This is a genomic window from Dactylosporangium sp. NPDC051485, assembly GCF_040682015.1.
Classification (GTDB): domain Bacteria; phylum Actinomycetota; class Actinomycetes; order Mycobacteriales; family Micromonosporaceae; genus Dactylosporangium.
The window spans coordinates 1-18,689 of sequence record NZ_JBFAZW010000002.1 but is presented as its reverse complement, the minus strand read 5'-3'; the positions used below and the strand labels follow the sequence as shown (position 1 = coordinate 18,689).

At 73.1% G+C, this 18,689-nt stretch carries 17 protein-coding genes; 14 read left to right on the top strand and 3 right to left on the bottom strand.

The features are described 5' to 3' along the window. From AB0M46_RS01060 to AB0M46_RS01050, 3 genes are all read right to left on the bottom strand, one after another. Window positions 1-1,758: a glycosyltransferase gene (locus AB0M46_RS01060; protein WP_363332133.1), complete on the bottom strand. Its 1,758-nt coding sequence runs from the start codon at window positions 1,756-1,758 to the stop codon at window positions 1-3. Further along, window positions 1,755-3,173, bottom strand: a complete 1,419-nt coding sequence (locus tag AB0M46_RS01055) for an FkbM family methyltransferase (RefSeq protein WP_363332132.1) — start codon at window positions 3,171-3,173, stop codon at window positions 1,755-1,757. The genes AB0M46_RS01060 and AB0M46_RS01055 overlap by 4 nt, the downstream gene beginning before the upstream one ends. A gap of 129 nt (window positions 3,174-3,302) precedes the next feature. Next, window positions 3,303-5,501, bottom strand: a complete 2,199-nt coding sequence (locus AB0M46_RS01050; RefSeq protein ID WP_363332131.1) for an MMPL family transporter — start codon at window positions 5,499-5,501, stop codon at window positions 3,303-3,305. Between the two features lie 215 nt (window positions 5,502-5,716). Between AB0M46_RS01050 and AB0M46_RS01045 the strand changes: the two genes are divergently transcribed. The 14 genes from AB0M46_RS01045 to AB0M46_RS00980 all read left to right on the top strand — a co-directional run bounded on the left by AB0M46_RS01045 (window position 5,717) and on the right by AB0M46_RS00980 (window position 18,344). After that, complete coding sequence (locus AB0M46_RS01045) at window positions 5,717-6,094, top strand: flagellar basal body protein (RefSeq protein WP_363332129.1); 378 nt, start codon at window positions 5,717-5,719, stop codon at window positions 6,092-6,094. A gap of 5 nt (window positions 6,095-6,099) precedes the next feature. Further along, window positions 6,100-6,504, top strand: a complete 405-nt coding sequence (locus AB0M46_RS01040) for a flagellar basal body rod C-terminal domain-containing protein (RefSeq protein ID WP_363332128.1) — start codon at window positions 6,100-6,102, stop codon at window positions 6,502-6,504. Between the two features lie 5 nt (window positions 6,505-6,509). Continuing rightward, a complete protein-coding gene (gene fliE, locus AB0M46_RS01035; RefSeq protein WP_363332127.1) occupies window positions 6,510-6,821 on the top strand; it encodes a flagellar hook-basal body complex protein FliE in 312 nt (103 codons plus the stop codon). Beyond that, window positions 6,821-8,440, top strand: coding sequence for a flagellar basal-body MS-ring/collar protein FliF (gene fliF / locus AB0M46_RS01030; RefSeq protein WP_363332126.1), 1,620 nt, complete (start codon window positions 6,821-6,823; stop codon window positions 8,438-8,440). Before fliE ends, fliF begins: the two co-directional genes overlap by 1 nt. Window positions 8,441-8,532: 92 nt before the next feature. Beyond that, window positions 8,533-9,543, top strand: coding sequence for a flagellar motor switch protein FliG (gene fliG, locus AB0M46_RS01025; RefSeq protein WP_363332125.1), 1,011 nt, complete (start codon window positions 8,533-8,535; stop codon window positions 9,541-9,543). Next, the gene (locus AB0M46_RS01020) at window positions 9,527-10,363 is read left to right on the top strand and encodes a FliH/SctL family protein (RefSeq protein WP_363332124.1); all 837 of its coding nucleotides are present in this window, start codon (window positions 9,527-9,529) and stop codon (window positions 10,361-10,363) included. The genes fliG and AB0M46_RS01020 overlap by 17 nt, the downstream gene beginning before the upstream one ends. After that, window positions 10,360-11,676 (top strand): FliI/YscN family ATPase, encoded by a 1,317-nt coding sequence (locus AB0M46_RS01015; RefSeq protein ID WP_363332123.1) that lies wholly within the window; start codon window positions 10,360-10,362, stop codon window positions 11,674-11,676. The genes AB0M46_RS01020 and AB0M46_RS01015 overlap by 4 nt, the downstream gene beginning before the upstream one ends. Next, on the top strand, window positions 11,676-12,122 hold the full coding sequence (locus AB0M46_RS01010) for a cell envelope biogenesis protein TolA (protein WP_363332121.1): 447 nt from the start codon (window positions 11,676-11,678) through the stop codon (window positions 12,120-12,122). The genes AB0M46_RS01015 and AB0M46_RS01010 overlap by 1 nt, the downstream gene beginning before the upstream one ends. After that, window positions 12,119-13,120, top strand: coding sequence for a transglycosylase SLT domain-containing protein (locus AB0M46_RS01005; RefSeq protein ID WP_363332120.1), 1,002 nt, complete (start codon window positions 12,119-12,121; stop codon window positions 13,118-13,120). The genes AB0M46_RS01010 and AB0M46_RS01005 overlap by 4 nt, the downstream gene beginning before the upstream one ends. Continuing rightward, the gene (locus AB0M46_RS01000; RefSeq protein WP_363332119.1) at window positions 13,117-15,264 is read left to right on the top strand and encodes a flagellar hook-length control protein FliK; all 2,148 of its coding nucleotides are present in this window, start codon (window positions 13,117-13,119) and stop codon (window positions 15,262-15,264) included. The genes AB0M46_RS01005 and AB0M46_RS01000 overlap by 4 nt, the downstream gene beginning before the upstream one ends. After that, the gene (locus AB0M46_RS00995) at window positions 15,146-16,003 is read left to right on the top strand and encodes a flagellar hook capping FlgD N-terminal domain-containing protein (protein WP_363332326.1); all 858 of its coding nucleotides are present in this window, start codon (window positions 15,146-15,148) and stop codon (window positions 16,001-16,003) included. Before AB0M46_RS01000 ends, AB0M46_RS00995 begins: the two co-directional genes overlap by 119 nt. Window positions 16,004-16,019: 16 nt before the next feature. Further along, window positions 16,020-17,264, top strand: a complete 1,245-nt coding sequence (flgF, locus tag AB0M46_RS00990; protein WP_363332118.1) for a flagellar basal-body rod protein FlgF — start codon at window positions 16,020-16,022, stop codon at window positions 17,262-17,264. 16 nt (window positions 17,265-17,280) lie between these two features. Beyond that, window positions 17,281-17,565, top strand: a complete 285-nt coding sequence (locus tag AB0M46_RS00985; protein ID WP_363332117.1) for a flagellar FlbD family protein — start codon at window positions 17,281-17,283, stop codon at window positions 17,563-17,565. Window positions 17,566-17,570: 5 nt separating this feature from the next. Beyond that, window positions 17,571-18,344, top strand: a complete 774-nt coding sequence (locus AB0M46_RS00980) for a flagellar motor protein (protein ID WP_363332116.1) — start codon at window positions 17,571-17,573, stop codon at window positions 18,342-18,344. Window positions 18,345-18,689 lie beyond the last annotated feature (345 nt).

The window sequence follows — 18,689 nt, the reverse complement described above, 5'->3', positions numbered from 1 at the left end:
TCAGGGGGCGGCGAAGACGGCCGGTAGGCGTTCACGGATCAGGGTGACGGGGTCGTCGAACCACTCGTCGTAGCGGGTCGCCGGCCCCAGCAGCTCCAGCGTCGTCACGTACGCTTCCGCGTCCACGCGCCCGCCGGTCAGCAGGGCCGTCATCGCCCGCAGGTAGTGGTAGTCGCTGTGGTCCGGGAAGGCCTCCACCGCGCCGGCCACCACGTCGGCGGCCTCCGCGTCGCGGCCCAGCTCCAGCAGCGTCAGCACGATCCAGCGGCCCGCGGCCGCGCGTACCTGGCCCTCCGGGTCGCCGCGGTACGCCGCCACGAACCCGGCCAGCGCCGCCTCGACGCGACCCGACCCGAAGTCGCGCAACGCCTGCGGATAGGGCAGGTCCCGCGGCGGCGTGTCGGACGAGGCCGGAAGGTAGGCGCGTTGCACGTCGGGGCCGCCGCCGAAGCGCCGCCCCACGACCCGCCAGCGCACGGCCCGGTGCCCCTCGAACACCGGGAAGGCCACCGGAACGGCGATGGCGCCCGCGGTCGTCGCGGCCGCCCGCCGCCGTAGCCGCTGCGCGGCGCCAGGCTCGGCGAAGTGCAGGCCGGACAGGTCGAACTGCCAGTCATCGCCCAGCACCGGACCGGGCCACACCCCGCGGGCCGCGCGGTAGGAGTCCTCCAGCCGGCCCACGGCCACGTCCCACGAGTAGCGCGCCGCCGTGGCCAGGCCGCCCTCGCGCAGGCGCTCGGCCAGGCCCGGCTCGTCGAGCACGCGGCGCAGCTGGGCGGTGAGGCCGTCGGCGTCGCGGACGTCGGCCAGCAGCGCGTTCTCGCCGTCGCGGGCATACTCGAGCACGCCCGTGTTGCGGGTGGCCACGACGGGAGTGCCCGACGCCATGGCCTCCAGGCAGGGCAGGGAGAAGGACTCGTACCGCGAGCAGCACACGTAGGCCGCGGCCCCCCGATAGATGGCGGCCAGGTCCGGCTGCGAAGGGGCGACGACGACCTTGCCGAGCGGCTCCTGAGGCGGATGCGGCGTCACCCAGACGAGGTCGACCGCAGCGGACACGGCCGACCACACCCGCCGCATCTCGGCCATGCCCTTGAACTCGTTGCCGTCCCAGCCGACGAAGAGCACGTACGGACGATCCGACGCTGGAACCGGCCCGGACGGGGTGAAGACCCGGGGGTCGACGGCGTTGTGCACCACCGTGGCGGCGACGCCGTAGCGCTCGCGCAGCACCTCGGCCACCGTGCCGGCCACCGTGACGGTGGCGTCGGCGGCGGCCAGGTCGCGGCCCACGATGTCGAAGGTCACCGGGTCCACCGCGTCGAAGAGGTGGAAGTCGCCCTGCTCGAAGTGCACGACGGGGGCGATGCCGAGGGACCTCGCGGCGCGGATCTGGTCCCAGTAGCCGGCCACGATCACGTCGCACTCGGGCACGGCCTCGGCGAGCTCGATGCCGAAGGGGACGCGGCGGAAGCGGGCCCGCAGGTCGAACCAGTTCGGCGCGGCGAAGTGGCTGAGCACCGTGACGTCGTGTCCGCGGGCGGCGAGGCGGTTGGCGTGCTCGAACTGCACCCGCGCGCCGCCGCCGACGTCGGTGCGGGGCATGAGGTAGCACAGGCGCAGCGCGCGCGGGGCCGGGCGGCCCTCGACCGGGCCGGGCACGGGCAACGGCGGCAGGTCGCGGCGCACGGCGTACTCGGCGCCGCGGGCCGCCGCGATCGCCGCCGGTAGGTCCGGCCGCAGCAGTGGCCCGGTCACGAGAAGTCGATGAGCGCGAACGGGTAGAACGGCACCTGTTCGAGCTGGTCGATGGCGAGCGGGGCCGGGCGGCCGCCCTGGTCGAGGGCGTAAAAGCCGCCGCCGCACTCGTCGCGGATGACGCGCAGCATCTCGGCGAAGGGGGCCCGGTCGGCGCCGAGCATCACGGCGTTCCACTCGAAGACGATCCGGCCGATGCGGCGGGCCCGGATCAGGCCCATCATGCCCTGGAACGCGCGGAACTCGCCGCCCTCGATGTCGATCTTCAGCAGGTCGATGCGCGGGAGGTCGGCCAGCGCGTCGTCGAGCCGCACCGCGGGGACCTGGATCGTGGTGATGTCGTCGAGGCGGTGCTCGTGCTCGGGGCGCTGCTGGATGGAGGAGTCGCCGACGAACCGGGACGAGGCGTGGAAGCCGATCGAGCCGTTCTCGGAGTACGCCGCCTCGGTGCGTACCTCGATGTTGTGCTCGGTCAGCCAGTTCAGCGACAGGTTGTCGCGCAGCAGCCCGGCGGTCGCCGGGTTGGCCTCGAAGGCGACCACCCGGCCGCCGGCGCCGACCCGGCGGGCCGCGAGCACCGTGAAGTAGCCGACGTTGGCGCCCACGTCGACGACGGTCTGGCCGGGGTGCACGGCGGCGGTGAAGTAGTTGGTCAGCGGCGGCTCGATCGCGCCCCGCGTGGCCAGCGACGGCATGAGGCTGTAGTCGTCGGACGGGACCACGAGCATGCCGCCGTAGGCGAGCTCGATAAGCATCCGATCGTTGCCGATGTACGTCCCGTGCATGGACTTCCTTCCAAGGTTGGGCGGCACGGCCGGAGCCGGGGCGGGCGCCGCGGCGGGAGCAGGCGGCGCGACGGCGGAGGCGAGGGCGAGCAGCGCCCGGGCGTTGTCGGCCGGGTCGGCGCTCATCCCGACCCGGGCCACGGCGCCGAGCCCGTCCCCCTCGGCCTCGGCGTAGACGACGACGTCGGGCAGCTCCCGGCGCCCGGCGAGCTGGCCCACCAGGCCGGCCATCGCCTCGGCGACGGCCTCGGTCACCCGCGGCACGCCCTTGACGACCAGGGCCAGCTCGGAGCCGGGCAGCGCCGCCGCCACCTCGACCGCCCCGGCCAGCACCACGGCCGCGACCTCGGCGAGGTCGGGATCGACGAGCACAACGACCCGCGCCACCCCGTCGGCGGCCGACGGGGCGACCACGGGCGCCGGTTTCGGCGGCGGCGAGGTGTCCGGCCGGTGCGGCGAAGTCTGCGACATGCTCCAGCGGCGCACGGTGTAGGCGTCGGGGAACGGTTCGGCGGCGCGGTGGGGCTCCGTCCAGTGATACGGGAAGAACCGCTGCGGCCCGAGCACCGTGGCCGCCGGGCCGCCCAGCGCCTCCTGCTCGACGATGACCCGGGTCGGCGCCGCCGTCATCGCAGGCTCCCCACCAGGTCGCGCGCCTCGACGAGGCACCGCAGCGTCTCGGCGACGCGGGACGGCAGGATCACGGCCACGTGGGGCCGGCGTGTGTTGTTCCGCACACCGGCCCCATCGGCTACCGAATCAGACCTTGAGGAAAACCCGCTCGGTCTCGGGGGCGCGGTGCTGCGGCTGCGACCGGGGGCGCATGAACCGCGGCGCCCACCAGTTGGCGTTGCCCAGCAGGGTCATCAGCGAGGGCAGCACGACCGCCCGGATGATGGTCGCGTCGAGCAGGATCGCCGCGGCCAGGCCGACGCCGAGCTGCTTCATGGCGATCGTGCTCAGCGTGGCGAAGATGGAGAACACCGCCACCATCACCACGGCCGCGCTGGTGACCACGCCGGCCGAGCCGGAGATGCCCTGGGCGACCGCCTCGCGGGTGGTCAGGCCCCGGCGGACCGCCTCGCGGATTCGGCTGACCACGAAGACGTGGTAGTCCATCGAGAGGCCGAAGAGCACCACGAAGAGGAACAGCGGCAGCCAGGACACGACCGCGTCCATGGACTTGAAGCCCAGGATGCCCTCGGCCCAGGTGCCCTGGAAGATGAGCACCACCAGGCCGTAGGAGGCCGCCGCGGACAGCATGTTCAGCGCGATGGAGGTCAGCGCGACCACCACCGAGCGGAAGGTGAAGGCCATCACCAGGAGGGTCAGCACCAGCACGAAGCCGATGACGATCGGCAGCTTCTCCTTGATGTGTCCGGCGTAGTCCACGTCGGCGGCGACGAACCCGCCGACCGCGGCCTCGGCCCCCGGCACCCGGCCGACCGTCTGCGGCACGAGCTGGGTGCGCAGCCGGGTCAGCGATTCCTTGGCCTGGTCGGAGCGGCCCTCGAAGGGCGTGGCGACGTCGAGCATGGCGATCCGCTCGTTCTTGGACACCTGCACGTCCGGCGCCTCGTCCATTGGCGCGAAGAGCGGATCGGCCGCGGCCCTGTGGGCCAGCTCGGTGAGCGCCGCCTTGGTCGCGTCCAACTGCCCGGCGGGCACCCGAACAGCCACCGTGTGCACCGTGCCATTGCTCGGAAAGGCCTTCACGAGCCGGTCGTACGCCTGCATGGCCGGGGTCGTGCGCGGCAGGTCCTCCATGCCGGGGAACGTCAGCCGCATGCTCAGCGCGGGCGCGGCCAGCGCCAGCAGGGCGAGCACCGAGATCGCCAGCGTCGCGGCCGGCCGGCGCAGCGCGGGTCGCAGCAGGGCGCCCCAGACGCGGGAGCCCTGGTCGTCGGTGCGGGGCCGGGTGAGGCGCCACAGCAGCGGCACCCGCGGCCGGTCGATCCAGCGGCCGAGCTTGGACAGCAGCGCCGGCAGCACGGTCAGCGAGCCGAGCACGGCGACCAGCACGACCAGGATGGAGCCCAGGGCCAGGGACGAGAAGACCACGTCGCCGGCGAGGAACAGCCCGGCCATCGCGATCGTCACGGCGACGCCGGAGACCACGACCGCGTGCCCGGAGGTCTCCGCGGCGATCTCGACCGCGTCGAGGTGCGCCCGGCCCCTGGCCCGCTCCTCGCGCTCGCGGCGCAGGTAGAACAGCGAGTAGTCGACGCCGACGGCCATGCCGATCAGCAGGATGACGCTGGAGGTGGTGTCGGTCGAGGGCACCAGGTGCGAGGCCAGGGTGGACAGGCCGAGCGCGGCGGCGACCGAGGACAGCGCGAGCAGGACCGGCACGCCGGCCGCGATGAGCGCGCCGAAGGCGACGATGAGGATGGCGAAGGTGACGGGCAGGCTGAGGTACTCGGCCCGCTGGAAGTCCTTGCCCAGCGTGTCGTCCATGGCCTTGGAGATCGACGGCCCGCCGGTCTCCTCCACCCGCAGGTCGGGGTGCCTGGCCTGGACGTCCGCGGTCGCCTTCTGCAGCGGCCCGATGCGGTCCCCGGCGGTGTCAGGGTCGCCCTTCAGGGTAACCCTGATCAGCAGCGCGGTCTTGTCGTGCGAGGGCAGCGGGTCGCTGACCTCCGCGACGCCCGGCAGCGCCTTCATGGTGGTGGCGACATCGGCGGCCGCGCCCATCGCGGCGTCGGTGTTCAGGACGCCGGAGCGGGCGGTGATGAGCACGCTCTCGGTGGCCGGGTTGTCGAAGTGCGCGTCGTTGACGATGACGCTGGCCCGGCCGGACTCGCCGATGGCCCCATCCTGGCTGGTGGCCTCGACGGTCCCGGCCGCGTTTCCGCCGATGAAGCAGACGGCGACGAACACGACCCACAATGCGATGGCGCGCCACGGGTGCTCTGCGCTCCAGCGGGCGACCCGAACAGTTATCGGTCTCTTCTCCACGGCACTGACGCTATGAATTCGCCGCGCCGCGGGCATCCGGGCTGCACCCGGCCCGCACCCGGATCCGAGTACCGGGGGCTTCCCTGAGTAGCAAGGGTGCACCGCTGCCACCGGACCGCAACCGGACGGCAACCGAAGAAAGCACCGGACTGCCTCAACATCGCCGCGGGCGCGCCGATTGCCCGAATGAGCAAGGATCGCTCATCCCGCAGGCCATGGACCGGCGACACACCGACGGGGGTTCGGTTCGCGTGCTCGAGGACATCACGTCGGTCACCCTGCACGGCGCCCTGGACGGGCTGGCCAAGCGGCAACGGGTGATCGCCGACAACATCGCCAACATCCAGACGCCCGGCTTCCTGGCCGGCCGGGTGGAGTTCGAGGACGCCCTGCGCACCGCGGTGCAGGCGGGCGACCCGCGCGGGGCGGCCAGCACCACGGCCCGCTCGCTGGAGCCGACCCGGGAGGACGGCAACAACGTGAACCTCGACCACGAGGTGCTCTCGAACATCGACACCGGGCTGCGGTACCAGACGATGCTGCGCGCGACCGACGACAAGTTCGGCCTGCTGCGCACGGCGATCAGGGGCTGAGCGCGATGGGCATCTTCGGGGCGATCGGCATCGCCGGCACGGGGGTCACCGTCTACCGCAAGTGGCTCGACGCCGTGTCGGACAACATCGCCAACGTCAACGACGCGGTGCCGACCAGCGCCGACGTGTTCCGGGCCCGGTACGTCCAGGCGCAGGCCGTGCACTACGGCGACGGCGACGGCGGCGTGGTGGTGGCCGGGACGGCCCTCGGCCCGGCCAAGGGCCGCCTGGTGTACGAGCCGGACAACCCGATCGCGGACCGCCAGGGCTACGTGAAGTACCCGGACATCGACCTGGGCTCGCAGATGACACAGCTGATCATGGCGCAACGGGCATACCAGGCGAATCTCACCGTCGTCGACCGCGCCAAGGACGCCTACCAGGCCGCGATCCAGGTCGGGAAGGGCTGATCGCCGTGAGCATCGACGCCATCGCCCCCATCGCGTCCGTCGCCCCGATGTCCGCCGCACTCGGCTCGCCGGACCGGGGGGTCCAGGCCGGCTCGGGCGCGAACTTCGGCTCCATGCTCGCCCAGGGCCTGCAGAAGCTGCAGGACGCCCAGAACACCGCCGACGACCTGGCCGTGCAGGCGGCCACCGGGAAGCTCACCGACGTGCACGACTACATCATCGCGGCGACCGAGGCCAACCTGGCCACGAGCCTCACCGTGGCCGTGCGCAACCGCGCCCTTGACGCCTTCAACGAGATCATGAGGATGCAGGCCTGATGCGCGACCGGCTCACCGCGCTCGGCCATCGCGGCCTCGACGGCTGGAAGTCGTTCTCGCCCGGGCAGAAGGCCGTCACGATCTTCGCCGTCCTGGCGCTCGCGATCGGCGGCTACTTCTTCGCGAGCTGGTCCGGCAAGCCGCAGATGGCGCCGCTGTTCTCCAACCTGACCTCGGCCGACGCGAGCGCCATCGTCGACAAGCTCAACGCCGACGGGGTCACCTACACGCTCTCCGGCGGGGGCGGCACCATCAACGTGCCGGCCGACCAGGTGTACGCGCTGCGCATCGAGATGAGCGGCGCCGGCCTGCCCGCACAGGGCGACGCCGGCTACGCCCTGCTGGACAAGCAGGGCATCATGACCAGCGAGTTCATGCAGCAGGTGACCTACCGGCGGGCCCTGGAGGGCGAGCTGGCGAAGACCATCAGGTCCATCGCCGGGGTTTCCTCGGCGTCGGTACACCTGGCCATCCCACAGAAGGACGTCTTCACCGACGACCAGCAGGCGCCCACCGCCTCCGTGCTGGTGAACACCGGCACCAAGACCCTGACCGGCGACCAGGTGACCTCGATCGTGCACCTGGTCTCCTCCAGCGTGGAGGGCCTGGAGCCGCAGGCCGTGACCGTGGTCAGCGCCGGCGGCAAGGTGCTGTCCACATCGGACAGTTCCGGCGGGAGCGGGGGCCCGAGCGGCTCGTCGGGCCAGACCAGCGCCTACGAGCAGCGGCTGCGGGCCGCGGTGCAGACCATGCTCGACACCGTCGTCGGGCCCGGGCACTCGGCCGTGAACGTCACCGCCGACCTGAACTTCGACAACACCGAGACGAAGACGCAGAAGTACGTGGCCGACCCGGCCGTGCCGCCGCTGTCCGAGCAGAAGAAGTCCGAGCAGTACACCGGCGGCAACGGGGTGCCCGTCGGCGGGGTGCTCGGCCCGGACAACATCCAGGTGCCCAACGGGACCGGGGCGGGCGGGGACGGGCAGTACCAGCAGACGACCGAGACCCGCAACAACGCGGTCGGCATGGTCACCGAGACGACCAAGACCGCGCCCGGCCGGGTGGACAAGCTCGGCATCGCGGTGATCGTGGACAGCGCGGTGGCCAAGGTCGACCTCGCGCAGCTGCAGCAGCTCGTCTCCTCCGCGGTGGGCCTGAACCCGACCCGCGGCGACCAGATCGCGGTCAGCTCGATGGCGTTCGACACCAGCGCGGCCACCGCGGAGCGCAACGCGGCCACGGAGGCGGCGAAGGGGCGGCAGGCGGAGGTTCAGCAGCAGTACATCCAGATGGGCGCGATCGTCCTGGCGCTCCTGCTGCTGCTCATCATCGCCGCCCTCGCCCAGCGCAAGCGCCGCAAGGCGGAGAAGCTGAAGCTGAGCGAGGAGCAGAACGCCGCGCTCGAGGAGATGCAGGCGGCGATCGAGGCGGCCCGGGCCAAGCTCGCACTGGAGGGCGGCGGCGGGCTGGGCGGCGCCGCGGCGCTGGAGGGCGGCGGCGCCCCGGGCGAGGAGTTCGACCGCGACGGGCGCTTCCGCGACCTGACCACGATGGTCGAGAAGCAGCCGGACGAGGTGGCCCAGCTCCTGCGCGGCTGGCTCGCCGACCGGCGGAGCTAGACCAACTATCGAAATGTCGGGCGCTCCGCGCCACGACATTTCGGACATATCACGATTTAGCTGTATGCAGGGAATTATATAGAAGGTGGTAGATGAATACGGGTGAGATGACGGGGCTGCGCAAGGCCGCCATCCTGCTCGTGCAGATGGGCAAGGAGGACGCCGCCAAGATCATGGCGCACCTCCGCGAGGCGGAGGTCGAGGAGCTCACCGCCGAGATCGTGCGGCTCGGCCAGATCGAGGCCGACATCGCCAACGTGGTGCTCGAGGAGTTCCACGACATGGCGACCGGGCACAAGTACGTCGGCCAGGGCGGCATGGACTTCGCCCGCGACCTGCTCGAGGCCTCCCTCGGCCGGGAGCGGGCCGGCGAGATCGTGGGCCGGCTCAACACCGTCTTCCTGGACGTGCCGTTCGGCTTCCTCGGCCAGGCCGACCCCCGCCAGCTGCTGTCGTTCCTGCAGGACGAGCACCCGCAGACCATCGCGCTGGTGCTGGCCCACATGACCGCGACCCAGGCCTCCCAGATCCTCTCCGGCCTGGCCCCGGAGCTGCAGGCCGACGTCGCGCACCGCATCGCCGTCATGGACCGCACCTCACCGGACATCATCCGGCAGGTCGAGTCCACGCTGGAGCGCAAGATGTCCTCGGTACTGCAGCCCAGCGACCTGTCCAACGTCGGCGGCCTGGAGCCGCTGGTGGAGATCATCAACCGGACCGACCGGGCCACCGAGCGGCTGATTCTCGAGGGCCTCGCCGGGCGCAATCCAGAGCTGGCCGAGGAGATCCGCTCCAAGATGTTCATGTTCGAGGACATCGTCTCCCTCGACGACCGCTCCATCCAGCTGGTGTTGCGCCAGGTCGAGACCAACGACCTCGCCACCGCGCTCAAGGGCGTGCGCGAGGAGGTACGCCAGAAGGTCATGAAGAACCTCTCCGAGCGCGCCGCGGAGAACCTGGCCGACGAGATCGAGATGCTCGGCCCCGTCCGGCTGCGCCAGGTCGAGGAGTCGCAGGCCAAGATCGTCCAGGCCATCCGCACCCTGGAGGAGTCCGGCCAGATCGTGATCAGCAGGGGTGACGACGATGAGTTCGTGGGCTGAGTTCGAGCCCCCGGTGCCGGGCGAGAAGGCGGAGGACTACCCGCTGGCGTTCCCGGCGCCGCCGAAGAGGCGGCCGGCCCCGGCCCGCACGGCCTTCCCGCCGCCGCCTCCCCCGCCGGTGACCCCGGCGACGCGGGCCTTCCCGCCGCCGGAGGCGCCGGGCACGGTCCGCTTCGGCGAGAGCGTGGTGCGCGACGCGCGGGCCACCGCGGCGCCCTCCGCCCGCTTCGACGTCGACCTGCGCGAGCGCGAGACGCTGCCGCCCGACCTGGTCGCGCGGTGGCGGGCCGAGGCCGAGGCGACCGGCTACGCCGCCGGATGGGCCCAGGGCGTGCGCGAGGCGCGCGAGGCCGCCGTCGCGGAGGCCGCCCGGACCGCCGAGGAGGCCGCGCAGGTGGCGCAGATGCACCGGCACCGGGTCGAGCGGGCCGTGCGGGCGATCGGCCGGGCCGCGGCCGACCTCGACGCGCGGGTCGTCCCGGCCGCGGCGGACATCGAGGAGCAGGTCCTGTCCATCGCCTTCGCGATCGCCGAGGCGGTGCTGCGCCGCGAGCTGCGCACCGCGGAGGAGCCGGGCCGGGAGGCGCTGGCCCGGGCGCTCGCGCTGGCCCCGGCCGCAACTGCGGTCACCGTACGTCTCAACCCGGCCGACCGCGTGACGATCGGGCATACGGAACTGGTCATGGACGGCCGGACGGTGTCACTCGTGGACGACCCGGGCCTCCTGCCGGGCGACGCGGTGGCCCTGAGCGACGCCACCACCGTCGACGCCCGGCTGGGCCCCGCGCTCGACCGGGTCCGGGAGGTCTTGGAGCAATGACATCCGCGCTACGGCAGCGGCTCGCGGCGGCCGCCCAGGCCGCGCAACCCCGCGTCAGCGGGCGGGTCGTGTCGATCGTCGGGCTGTCCGTCACCGTCGCCGGGGTCGAGGGGCGGGTCGGGGACCTCGTCGAGATCGGCGACCCGGCCACCGGCGGGATCGTGCCGGCCGAGGTCGTCTCCATCACCGGCGACCGGCTGGCCTGCCTGCCGCTCGGCCCGCTCTCCGGGATCGGCGCCGGCAGCCCCGTGGTGAGCACCGGCGGGCCGCTGCGGATCCCGGTCGGGCCGCAGCTGCGCGGGCGCATCCTCGACGGGCTCGGGCGGCCGATGGACGGCGGCCCCGCGCTCTTCGGCCTGCAGCACGTGCCAGTGGAGAACGAGGCGCCGGTCGCGCTGGCCCGGGGGCGGGTGCTCGAGCCGCTCTCGCTGGGGGTGCGCGCGCTGGACACCCTCGTGCCGTGCGGCCGGGGCCAGCGGATGGGCATCTTCGCGGGCAGCGGCGTCGGGAAGTCCTCGCTGATGTCGATGATCACCCGCGGTACCGACGCGGAGATCTCGGTCGTCGGGCTCGTCGGCGAGCGCGGGCGCGAGGTGCGCGAGTTCATCGAGAACGACCTCGGGCCGCAGGGCCTGGCCCGCTCCGTGGTGGTGATCGCCACCTCCGACCAGCCGCCGCTGGTGCGCCTGCGGGCGGGCTTCGTCGCGACGCGCATCGCCGAGTACTTCCGCGACGGCGGCTCGGACGTGCTGCTGCTCATGGACAGCCTCACCCGCACCGCCATGGCCCAGCGCGAGGTCGGCCTGTCCGCCGGCGAGCCACCGGCCACCCGCGGCTACCCGCCGAGCGTCTTCGCCCTGCTCCCCCGCCTGCTGGAGCGGGCTGGCCCGGCCCCGGTCGGCAGCATCACCGGGCTGTACACGGTGCTGGTGGAGGGCGACGACCACAACGAGCCGATCGCCGACTCGGCCCGCTCGATCCTCGACGGCCACATCACCCTGGACCGGCGCCTGGCCACGTCCGGGCACTTCCCCAGCATCGACGTGCTGGAGTCGGTCTCCCGCGTGGCCAACGCCGTGACCACGCCCCAGCAGCGGGCGAACGGCACCGCGCTGCGGCGGATGCTGGCGGCCCACCGCGACGTGCGCGAGCTGGTGGAGATCGGCGCCTACGTGACCGGCACCAACCCGGACGCCGACCGCGCCCGCGAGCTGTGGCCGCGGATCAACGACTTCCTCCGGCAGGACATGGACGACACCACCCCGGGGCCCCGGGCGTGGCAGCTGCTCGAGACGCTTCTGGCAGGTAGCTGATGGCCAAGAACGGATTCCGGCTCGGCGCCGTGCTGCGCGCCCGGAAGGCTCAGGAAGACACGGCAAAGGCCGCGGTGGTACGCGCACGAGCCGACGCCACCGCCGCCGTGCAACGGGTGCGGGCCCGCGAGCGCGACCTCGACGGCCGCAGGGTGCTCGACGGCGCCTCCGCGGCCGCGTTCGCCGCCACGCTGACCTCGCGCCAGGCCCTCGCCGGCGAGCTCGCCGCCGCGATCGCGCTGAGCCACACCGCCGACGAGACCGTGCGGGAGCGCATGCGCGAGCTCACCGACGCCGCCGTGCAGCGGCGCACCATCGAGAAGCTCCAGGAGCGCCACGACGCCACCCGCAAGCGCACGGAGGCCGCGGCGGAGGCGAAGGCGGTCGACGACATCACCACCGCCGGCTCCTACTCGAACACCGCCGACCCGGAGGGACGCCCGTGACCGTGCTCGAGGCCCAGGCCCGCATCACCGAGATCCGCTCGCTGCTGGGCCGCCCCCAGCCCACCGCGCCCGAGGCCGCGTCGGCCTTCCGGGACACTCTGCAGTCCACCGTGGACTCCACCGGGGCGGCCGCGCCGGCCACCTCCGCCGTCGCCGCCGCGAGCCGCCCGGCCCGCGTGTCCGGCGCCGACGTGGTGGAGGCCGCCGGGAAGTATCTCGGGACGCCGTACACCTTCGGCAGCAACACCCCGCAGCGCGGGCTGGACTGCTCCGGCCTGGTCCAGCGCGCCTACGGCGACCTCGGCGTACGACTGCCGCGCACCGCCGCCGAGCAGGCCGAGATGGGCACCGCGGTGCCGTCGCTGGCCCAGGCCCGCCCCGGCGACCTGCTGGCGTTCGGCCGCCCGGTCAATCACATCGCCATCTACGCCGGCTCCGGCAAGATGATCGTCGCCCCGCACACCGGCGAGGTGGTGAAGGTCGAGCCGGTCGCCGGCACGCCCACGGCGATCCGCCGCGTCGCCGCCCCGGCCACGGCACCGGCCCTGCGCCCGGCGGCCCTGGCGAGCTCCACCGCCCCGCCGTCGTCCTCGGTGCCCTACGCCGACGTGTTCCAGTCGGCCGCGGCCCGGTACGGCCTGGAGCCCTCGCTGCTGGCCGCGGTGGCCAAGGTGGAGTCGGGCTTCAACCCGAACGCGGTCAGCGGCGCCGGCGCGCAGGGCCTGATGCAGCTGATGCCGGCCACGGCCCGGGGCCTCGGCGTCGACGCCCTGAACCCGGCGGAGGCCATCGACGGCGCCGCCCGCTTGCTGTCGAACAACCTGAAGCGCTTCGGCTCGCTGGACCTGGCGCTGGCCGCCTACAACGCCGGGGGCGGGGCGGTCAGCCGGTACGGCGGCATCCCCCCGTTCCCGGAGACCCGGGCCTACGTGCCGAAGGTGAAGGCGGCGATGGCCCAGCTGGGGACCGTCCTGGCCGCGGACGGGGGGCTGCTGTGACCGTGCTCCCGCTCCCGCTCGGGGTGCCGGCCCCGGCCAAGGCGACCGCCCCGTCGGCGCGCGCCACCACCGCCGGTTCCGACGCCCCGGCCGAGGACTTCGCCGGGACCCTCGCCAACACGCTCGAGGAGGCGCTGGGCGCCGCCCTCGACGAGATGCCGCGCGACGCCACCGGGCAGCGCAAGCCGGCGGCCAAGGCGGGCGAGGCGCCCGCGGACGACGCGGGGGTCGCGCTGCTCCTGCTGATCCCGCCCGCGATGCAGGTCGCCGTCGCCACGCCAGTCCAGACGGCCCCGGCCCAGATTGCGGTCGCGTTCGTCCCTTCGAAGGCGGCCCCGCCGGGCATGGTGCCGAATCCTGGGGCGCCCCCACCCGCACCGGCCGACCCTGGCGACCTCCGCTCCGCTCTCGCGGCGGACCTGGAGGCCAAGCTCGCCGCCACTGCCGGGAGCACCACGGCGACCGTCATCGAGACCGGCCCGCTGTCCGTCCGGCCCACGGGTGCCGCGGCGCCCGCGCAGATCACGCCGGTTGCGCTCATCGGGGTCCGGGCCGAAGGGCCGGCGCCGGCGACGGTGGAGATCGCCGTCCCCGAGTCGGCGACCGTGGCCGTGGCCGTGGCAGGTGGGGCCGCCGTCATCGCCGTCGAGGCGCCGGGGGTTCGATCCGGCCCGGGGGCAGCTCCGACCGCCGCGCAACCGCAGGGCGCACCCGCGCCGACCGGTCCGGGCCCGACCGCCCCGGTGGGGCCGCCGCCGGTCACCGGCCGGCCGGTCGTCGTCGCGCGGCAGGGGGCCGGATCGCCGGCGGCTCCGCCCGTCGCGGTGCCGGGCGCCGCCGCGGCCATGACAACCGGAGTGAGGGCTGACCAGGCCGCCTCCGCGCTGCCGGACGCGGCGGCGCCGAACATGCCGGCCGTGCCCGGGGCGACCGCGGCGACCGGAGCGTTGGCGGCCGCGACCCGGCCGGTCGTCGCGGCGCCGGCCACGGCGGCGGCCGAGCCCCTGGCACCGGCTCAGGCACCGGCACCGGTCCAAACACCGGCTCAGGCACCGGTCCAAGCACCGGCTCAGACATCGATCCAGGCACCGGCTCAAACATCGGCTCATGCGTCGGCTCAGACCTCGGCCCAGACCTTTGCCCAGGCGTTGGCTCCGGCGTTGGCTTCGGCCACCGCGCAGCCGATGCCGGCCGCCGATCCGGTCGTCGCCGCCGTCGTGCCGGGCGCGGTGGCGGCCGCACCGGCCACCGCCTCGGCGCCGGTCGAGACGCCCGCCGCCGCCGGGGCACCGGGCACCGCCGCGCCGGTCACCTTCCAGCAGAGCGCCTTCCAGCAGAGCGTCTTCCAGCAGGACACCTTTCAGCAGGGCAACTTCCAGCCGGGCGACGGCCGGCCGGGGAGTCAGCAGCCGGGGGGCAACCAGCAGGGCACCGCCGCGCCGGCCGGGCCCGTCCTGCCCGCGGCGCCGGTCGCGCCACGACCCGTGGCCACCGGCCCGGCCGACGATGCGCCCGCGAGCGACCCGGGCGCGGGCCGGCCGGTGGTGGCGGACGCGGCTGCCGTCCTCGCACCGCCGGCGCACCGGGCCGACCCGGCGATCGTGCCGGACGCCGCCCAGAGCGTCGTGCCGGGCGTGGCAGTGAACGCCGCGCCGAATGCCGTGCCGGTGACGGCGCCCACCACCCCGGCGCCCGCGGTGCCGCAGCCCGCGCCCACGGGGGCCGACGGGTGGGGCAGCGTGGCGCCGCAGCTGGTCAGCGTGCTCTCGCCGCTGCGCCGCGGGCCCGACGGGGTGCACCGCATGACGCTGCGGCTGCAGCCCGAGAACCTCGGGCCGATCAGCGTCGTGGCCGAGGTCCGCAACGGCACGATCGCGGTGCAGCTGCGGGCCGACCGGGAGGCCGGCCAGGCCGCCCTGCAGGCGGCGCTGCCCCAGCTGCGCCAGGACCTGACCGACGCGGGCTTCGCCGGCTGCGCGCTGGACCTGCACCAGCAGGACTCCCCGGCGGGCAACCAATCGCAACATTTCTCAGGTTGGCAGCCGGAGGGACGATCTCAACGACGTACGCCCGAAGGCGGCCAAACCTTCACCACCGAGCCGCCGGCGCCGGTCGACGACGGCCTGGTCGACGTACAGCTGTAGAAGGGAGCCCGCCATTACAGCCCCGACGCCGGTCACCGGCAACGCCGCCGACTACCTGCCGAAGAAGACCCCGGTCGTCGGCGACGTCGCCGACTACCTGCCGAATGCCAATGCCCCGGCCACGAAGGCCCCCGCCGCGACGGACAAACCCGACGAGACCGCCAAGCCCGGCGGGGAGCTGGGCAAGGACGCGTTCCTGAAGCTGCTCGTGGCGCAGCTGAAGTACCAGGACCCGAGCCACCCGATGGACAACAGCGAGTTCCTGGCGCAGACGGCCCAGTTCACCACGGTCGAGAAGCTCACCGACCTGGCCAAGGTCGGGCAGAACCTGCTGGCCGCCCAGCTCCAGCTCGGCGCGAGCAACCTGATCGGGCGCACGGTGACGTACACCGGCAAGGACGGCAAGGAGCAGACCGGCGTGGTGAGCGCCGCGAAGTTCGCCGGGACCACGACGACCGTGCGCGTCGGCGACGCGGACATCGCGCTGGCCGACATCAAGCAGGTGACGGCCACCGACGCGGCGGCCGACCCGGCTCAGCCGAACGCGCAGCAGACGCCGCCCGCCCAGCAGGCACCGCCCACGCCGCAGGAGCCGCCGGCGCAGGAGGCACCGCCCGCGCAGGAGGCACCGCCAGCGCAGCAGACGCCACCCGCGCAACAAACGCCACCGGCACCAACGCAACAAGCGCCGCGGACGCCACCGGCGACGCCAGCTCAACCACCCACTCAGGCGTCCTGAAAGGAAACCACCCCAGATGCTCCGCTCACTCTTCTCCGGCATCAGCGGCCTGCGCGCACACCAGCAGATGATGGACGTCACCAGCAACAACATCGCCAACGTCAACACCGTCGGGTACAAGTCGGCCCAGACGGTCTTCGCCGACACGCTGAGCCAGATGATGCGCAGCGCCGGCGCCCCCCAGCCCGAGCTCGGCGGCACCAACCCCGCCCAGGTCGGCCTGGGCGTGCGGCTGGCCGCCATCAACACTAGCTTCGTGCAGGGCTCGGCCCAGACCACCGGCCGGGCGACCGACGTCATGATCTCCGGCGACGGCTTCTTCGTGGTGAACTCGACCAACGAGCAGCTGTACACCCGGGCCGGCGCGTTCAACTTCGACGCCGAGGGCAAGCTGGTCACCCCGACCGGCGCCGCCGTGCAGGGCTGGCCGGCGGTCAACGGCGTGGTCAACAGCAACGCGCCGCTGGGCGACATCCGGCTGCCGATGGGCACCCTCATCGCACCCACGGCCACCACCGCCGCGGTCATCGCCGGCAACCTCCCGGCCAACGCCGGCAGCACCGCGACCACGATCTCGCGGACCATCAAGGTCTACGACACCACCGGCGCGCAGCGGACCCTGCGGCAGCAGTTCATCTGGGACCCGAACGCGCAGTCCTGGTCGCTGCAGCTCGACGACGGCAACGGCGGCGCGCAGAGCCCGCTGACCCCGCTGGTGTTCGGCAACAACGGGCAGATCACCCAGCCGACGTACACCGACGCTGGGGGCGCCACACACATCGGCATGCAGTACGACCCGTCGGGCAACGGCACCGGCACGATGATCGACGTCGACCTGGCCGGCCTGACCGAGTACACCGGCAACGCCACGGTGCAGCCGCTGAGCCAGAACGGCGCGCCGGCCGCCACGCTGCAGTCGTTCTCCATCAACCCCGACGGCCAGCTGGTCGGCATCTTCTCCAACGGCAACAAGCAGACCGTCGCGCAGCTGGCGCTGGCCAACTTCAACAACCCGCCCGGCCTGGAGAAGGTGGGCGACTCGCTGTACCGCTTCACCGTCAACTCCGGCCTGGCCCAGGTCAACGCCCCGGGCTCCGCCGGGCTCGGCACGCTGCAGAGCGGCGCGGTCGAGATGTCCAACGTCGACCTGGCCCAGGAGTTCACCAACCTGATCGTCGCCCAGCGCGGCTTCCAGGCCAACTCCAAGGTCATCAGCACCTCCGACGACGTGCTGCAGGAGCTGGTGAACCTCAAGCGGTAAGTCCTAGGAGGGCGCCGTGATACTGCTGACCCGCCTCAACGGCCCGGTCTTCGCGCTCAACCCCGACCTCGTCGAGCGGGCCGACTGCACGCCCGACACCGTCATCACCCTGGTCGACGGCACGAAGTACCTCGTCGCCGAGTCATTGCCGCAGGTCGTGGCCCTCATCCGGCACTACCGGGCCTCGGTCGTCGCCGAGGCCCAGAACCTCGCCGGGCAGACGCCGGAGGAGCGGGCCGAGGCCGCCGCGGAGCGGGTCAAAGAGACCAACGTCGTCCGTCTGCACCGTCGGGAGCGCTGAGCACCATGGATCCGGCAACCCTCGCTGGCATCGTCCTCGCCTTCGTCGCGATCTTCACCGCGATGATCCTCGAGGGCGGTAGCCCCGGGTCGATCTTCCTGGCCGCGCCGCTGGTGCTGGTCTTCGTCGGCACCCTCGGCGCGGCCATGGCCGGCGGCATGCTCAAGGACATCATCGGCCTGGTCGACTCGCTGAAGCGGGTGATGCTGTCCAAGTCGGCGGTGTACGACTCCCTCGTCGACGACATCGTGAAGCTGGCCGAGAAGGCCCGCCGGGAGGGCCTGCTGGCCCTGGAGGACGCGATGAAGGAGGTGCAGGACCCCTTCCTGAAGAAGGGCCTGCAGCTGGCCATCGACGGCACGGACTCCGAGGAGCTGGCCGCCATCCTCGAGGCCGAGGTGGAGGCGAAGAAGAAGGCCGACAAGCAGGCCGCGACGATCTTCACGGCCATGGGCGGCTACGCGCCGACGATCGGCATCATCGGTACCGTCATCGGCCTCATCCACGTGCTGGAGAACCTCAGCGAGCCGGCCAAGCTGGGCGAGCTGATCGCGGGCGCGTTCGTGGCCACCCTGTGGGGCGTGCTGTCGGCCAACGTCATCTGGCTGCCGATGGGCGCCAAGATGAAGCGCCTGTCCGACATCGAGTGCGGGCAGATGGAGCTCGTCATCGCGGGCATCATCAACATCCAGGCCGGGGCGAACCCGCGCCTGGTCGCGCAGAAGCTGCGCAGCCTCCTGCCGCCGGGCGCCTCCAAGGAGAAGGAAAAGGCCGCCTGAGCGATCCTGGCGGGACGCGCCCCGGAGATGATCGAGCGCCACCGAGCGACGGTCGGCGGGCGACTGGCTCGGGGGTGCGCGGCGGCGAACGTCGACGCCGCGAGCGGCTCGCGGCCATGTCCTGCGCTGCGGCAGCGCACCAGGGGACTCCCCCGTGGCAACCGTCCGGCACTCACCTGTCGGGCGGTCGGGCCGATCTCATCCCCGAAGGCGCGACAGGGCGCCGACGCGAACTTCGGGGAGGACCGCGATGAGTGGTGGTGGACACGCGGCGAAGGCCGGCGCGCACGCCAAACACAAGAAGGGCGGCCACCACGAGGAGGAACACGAGAACCACGAACGGTG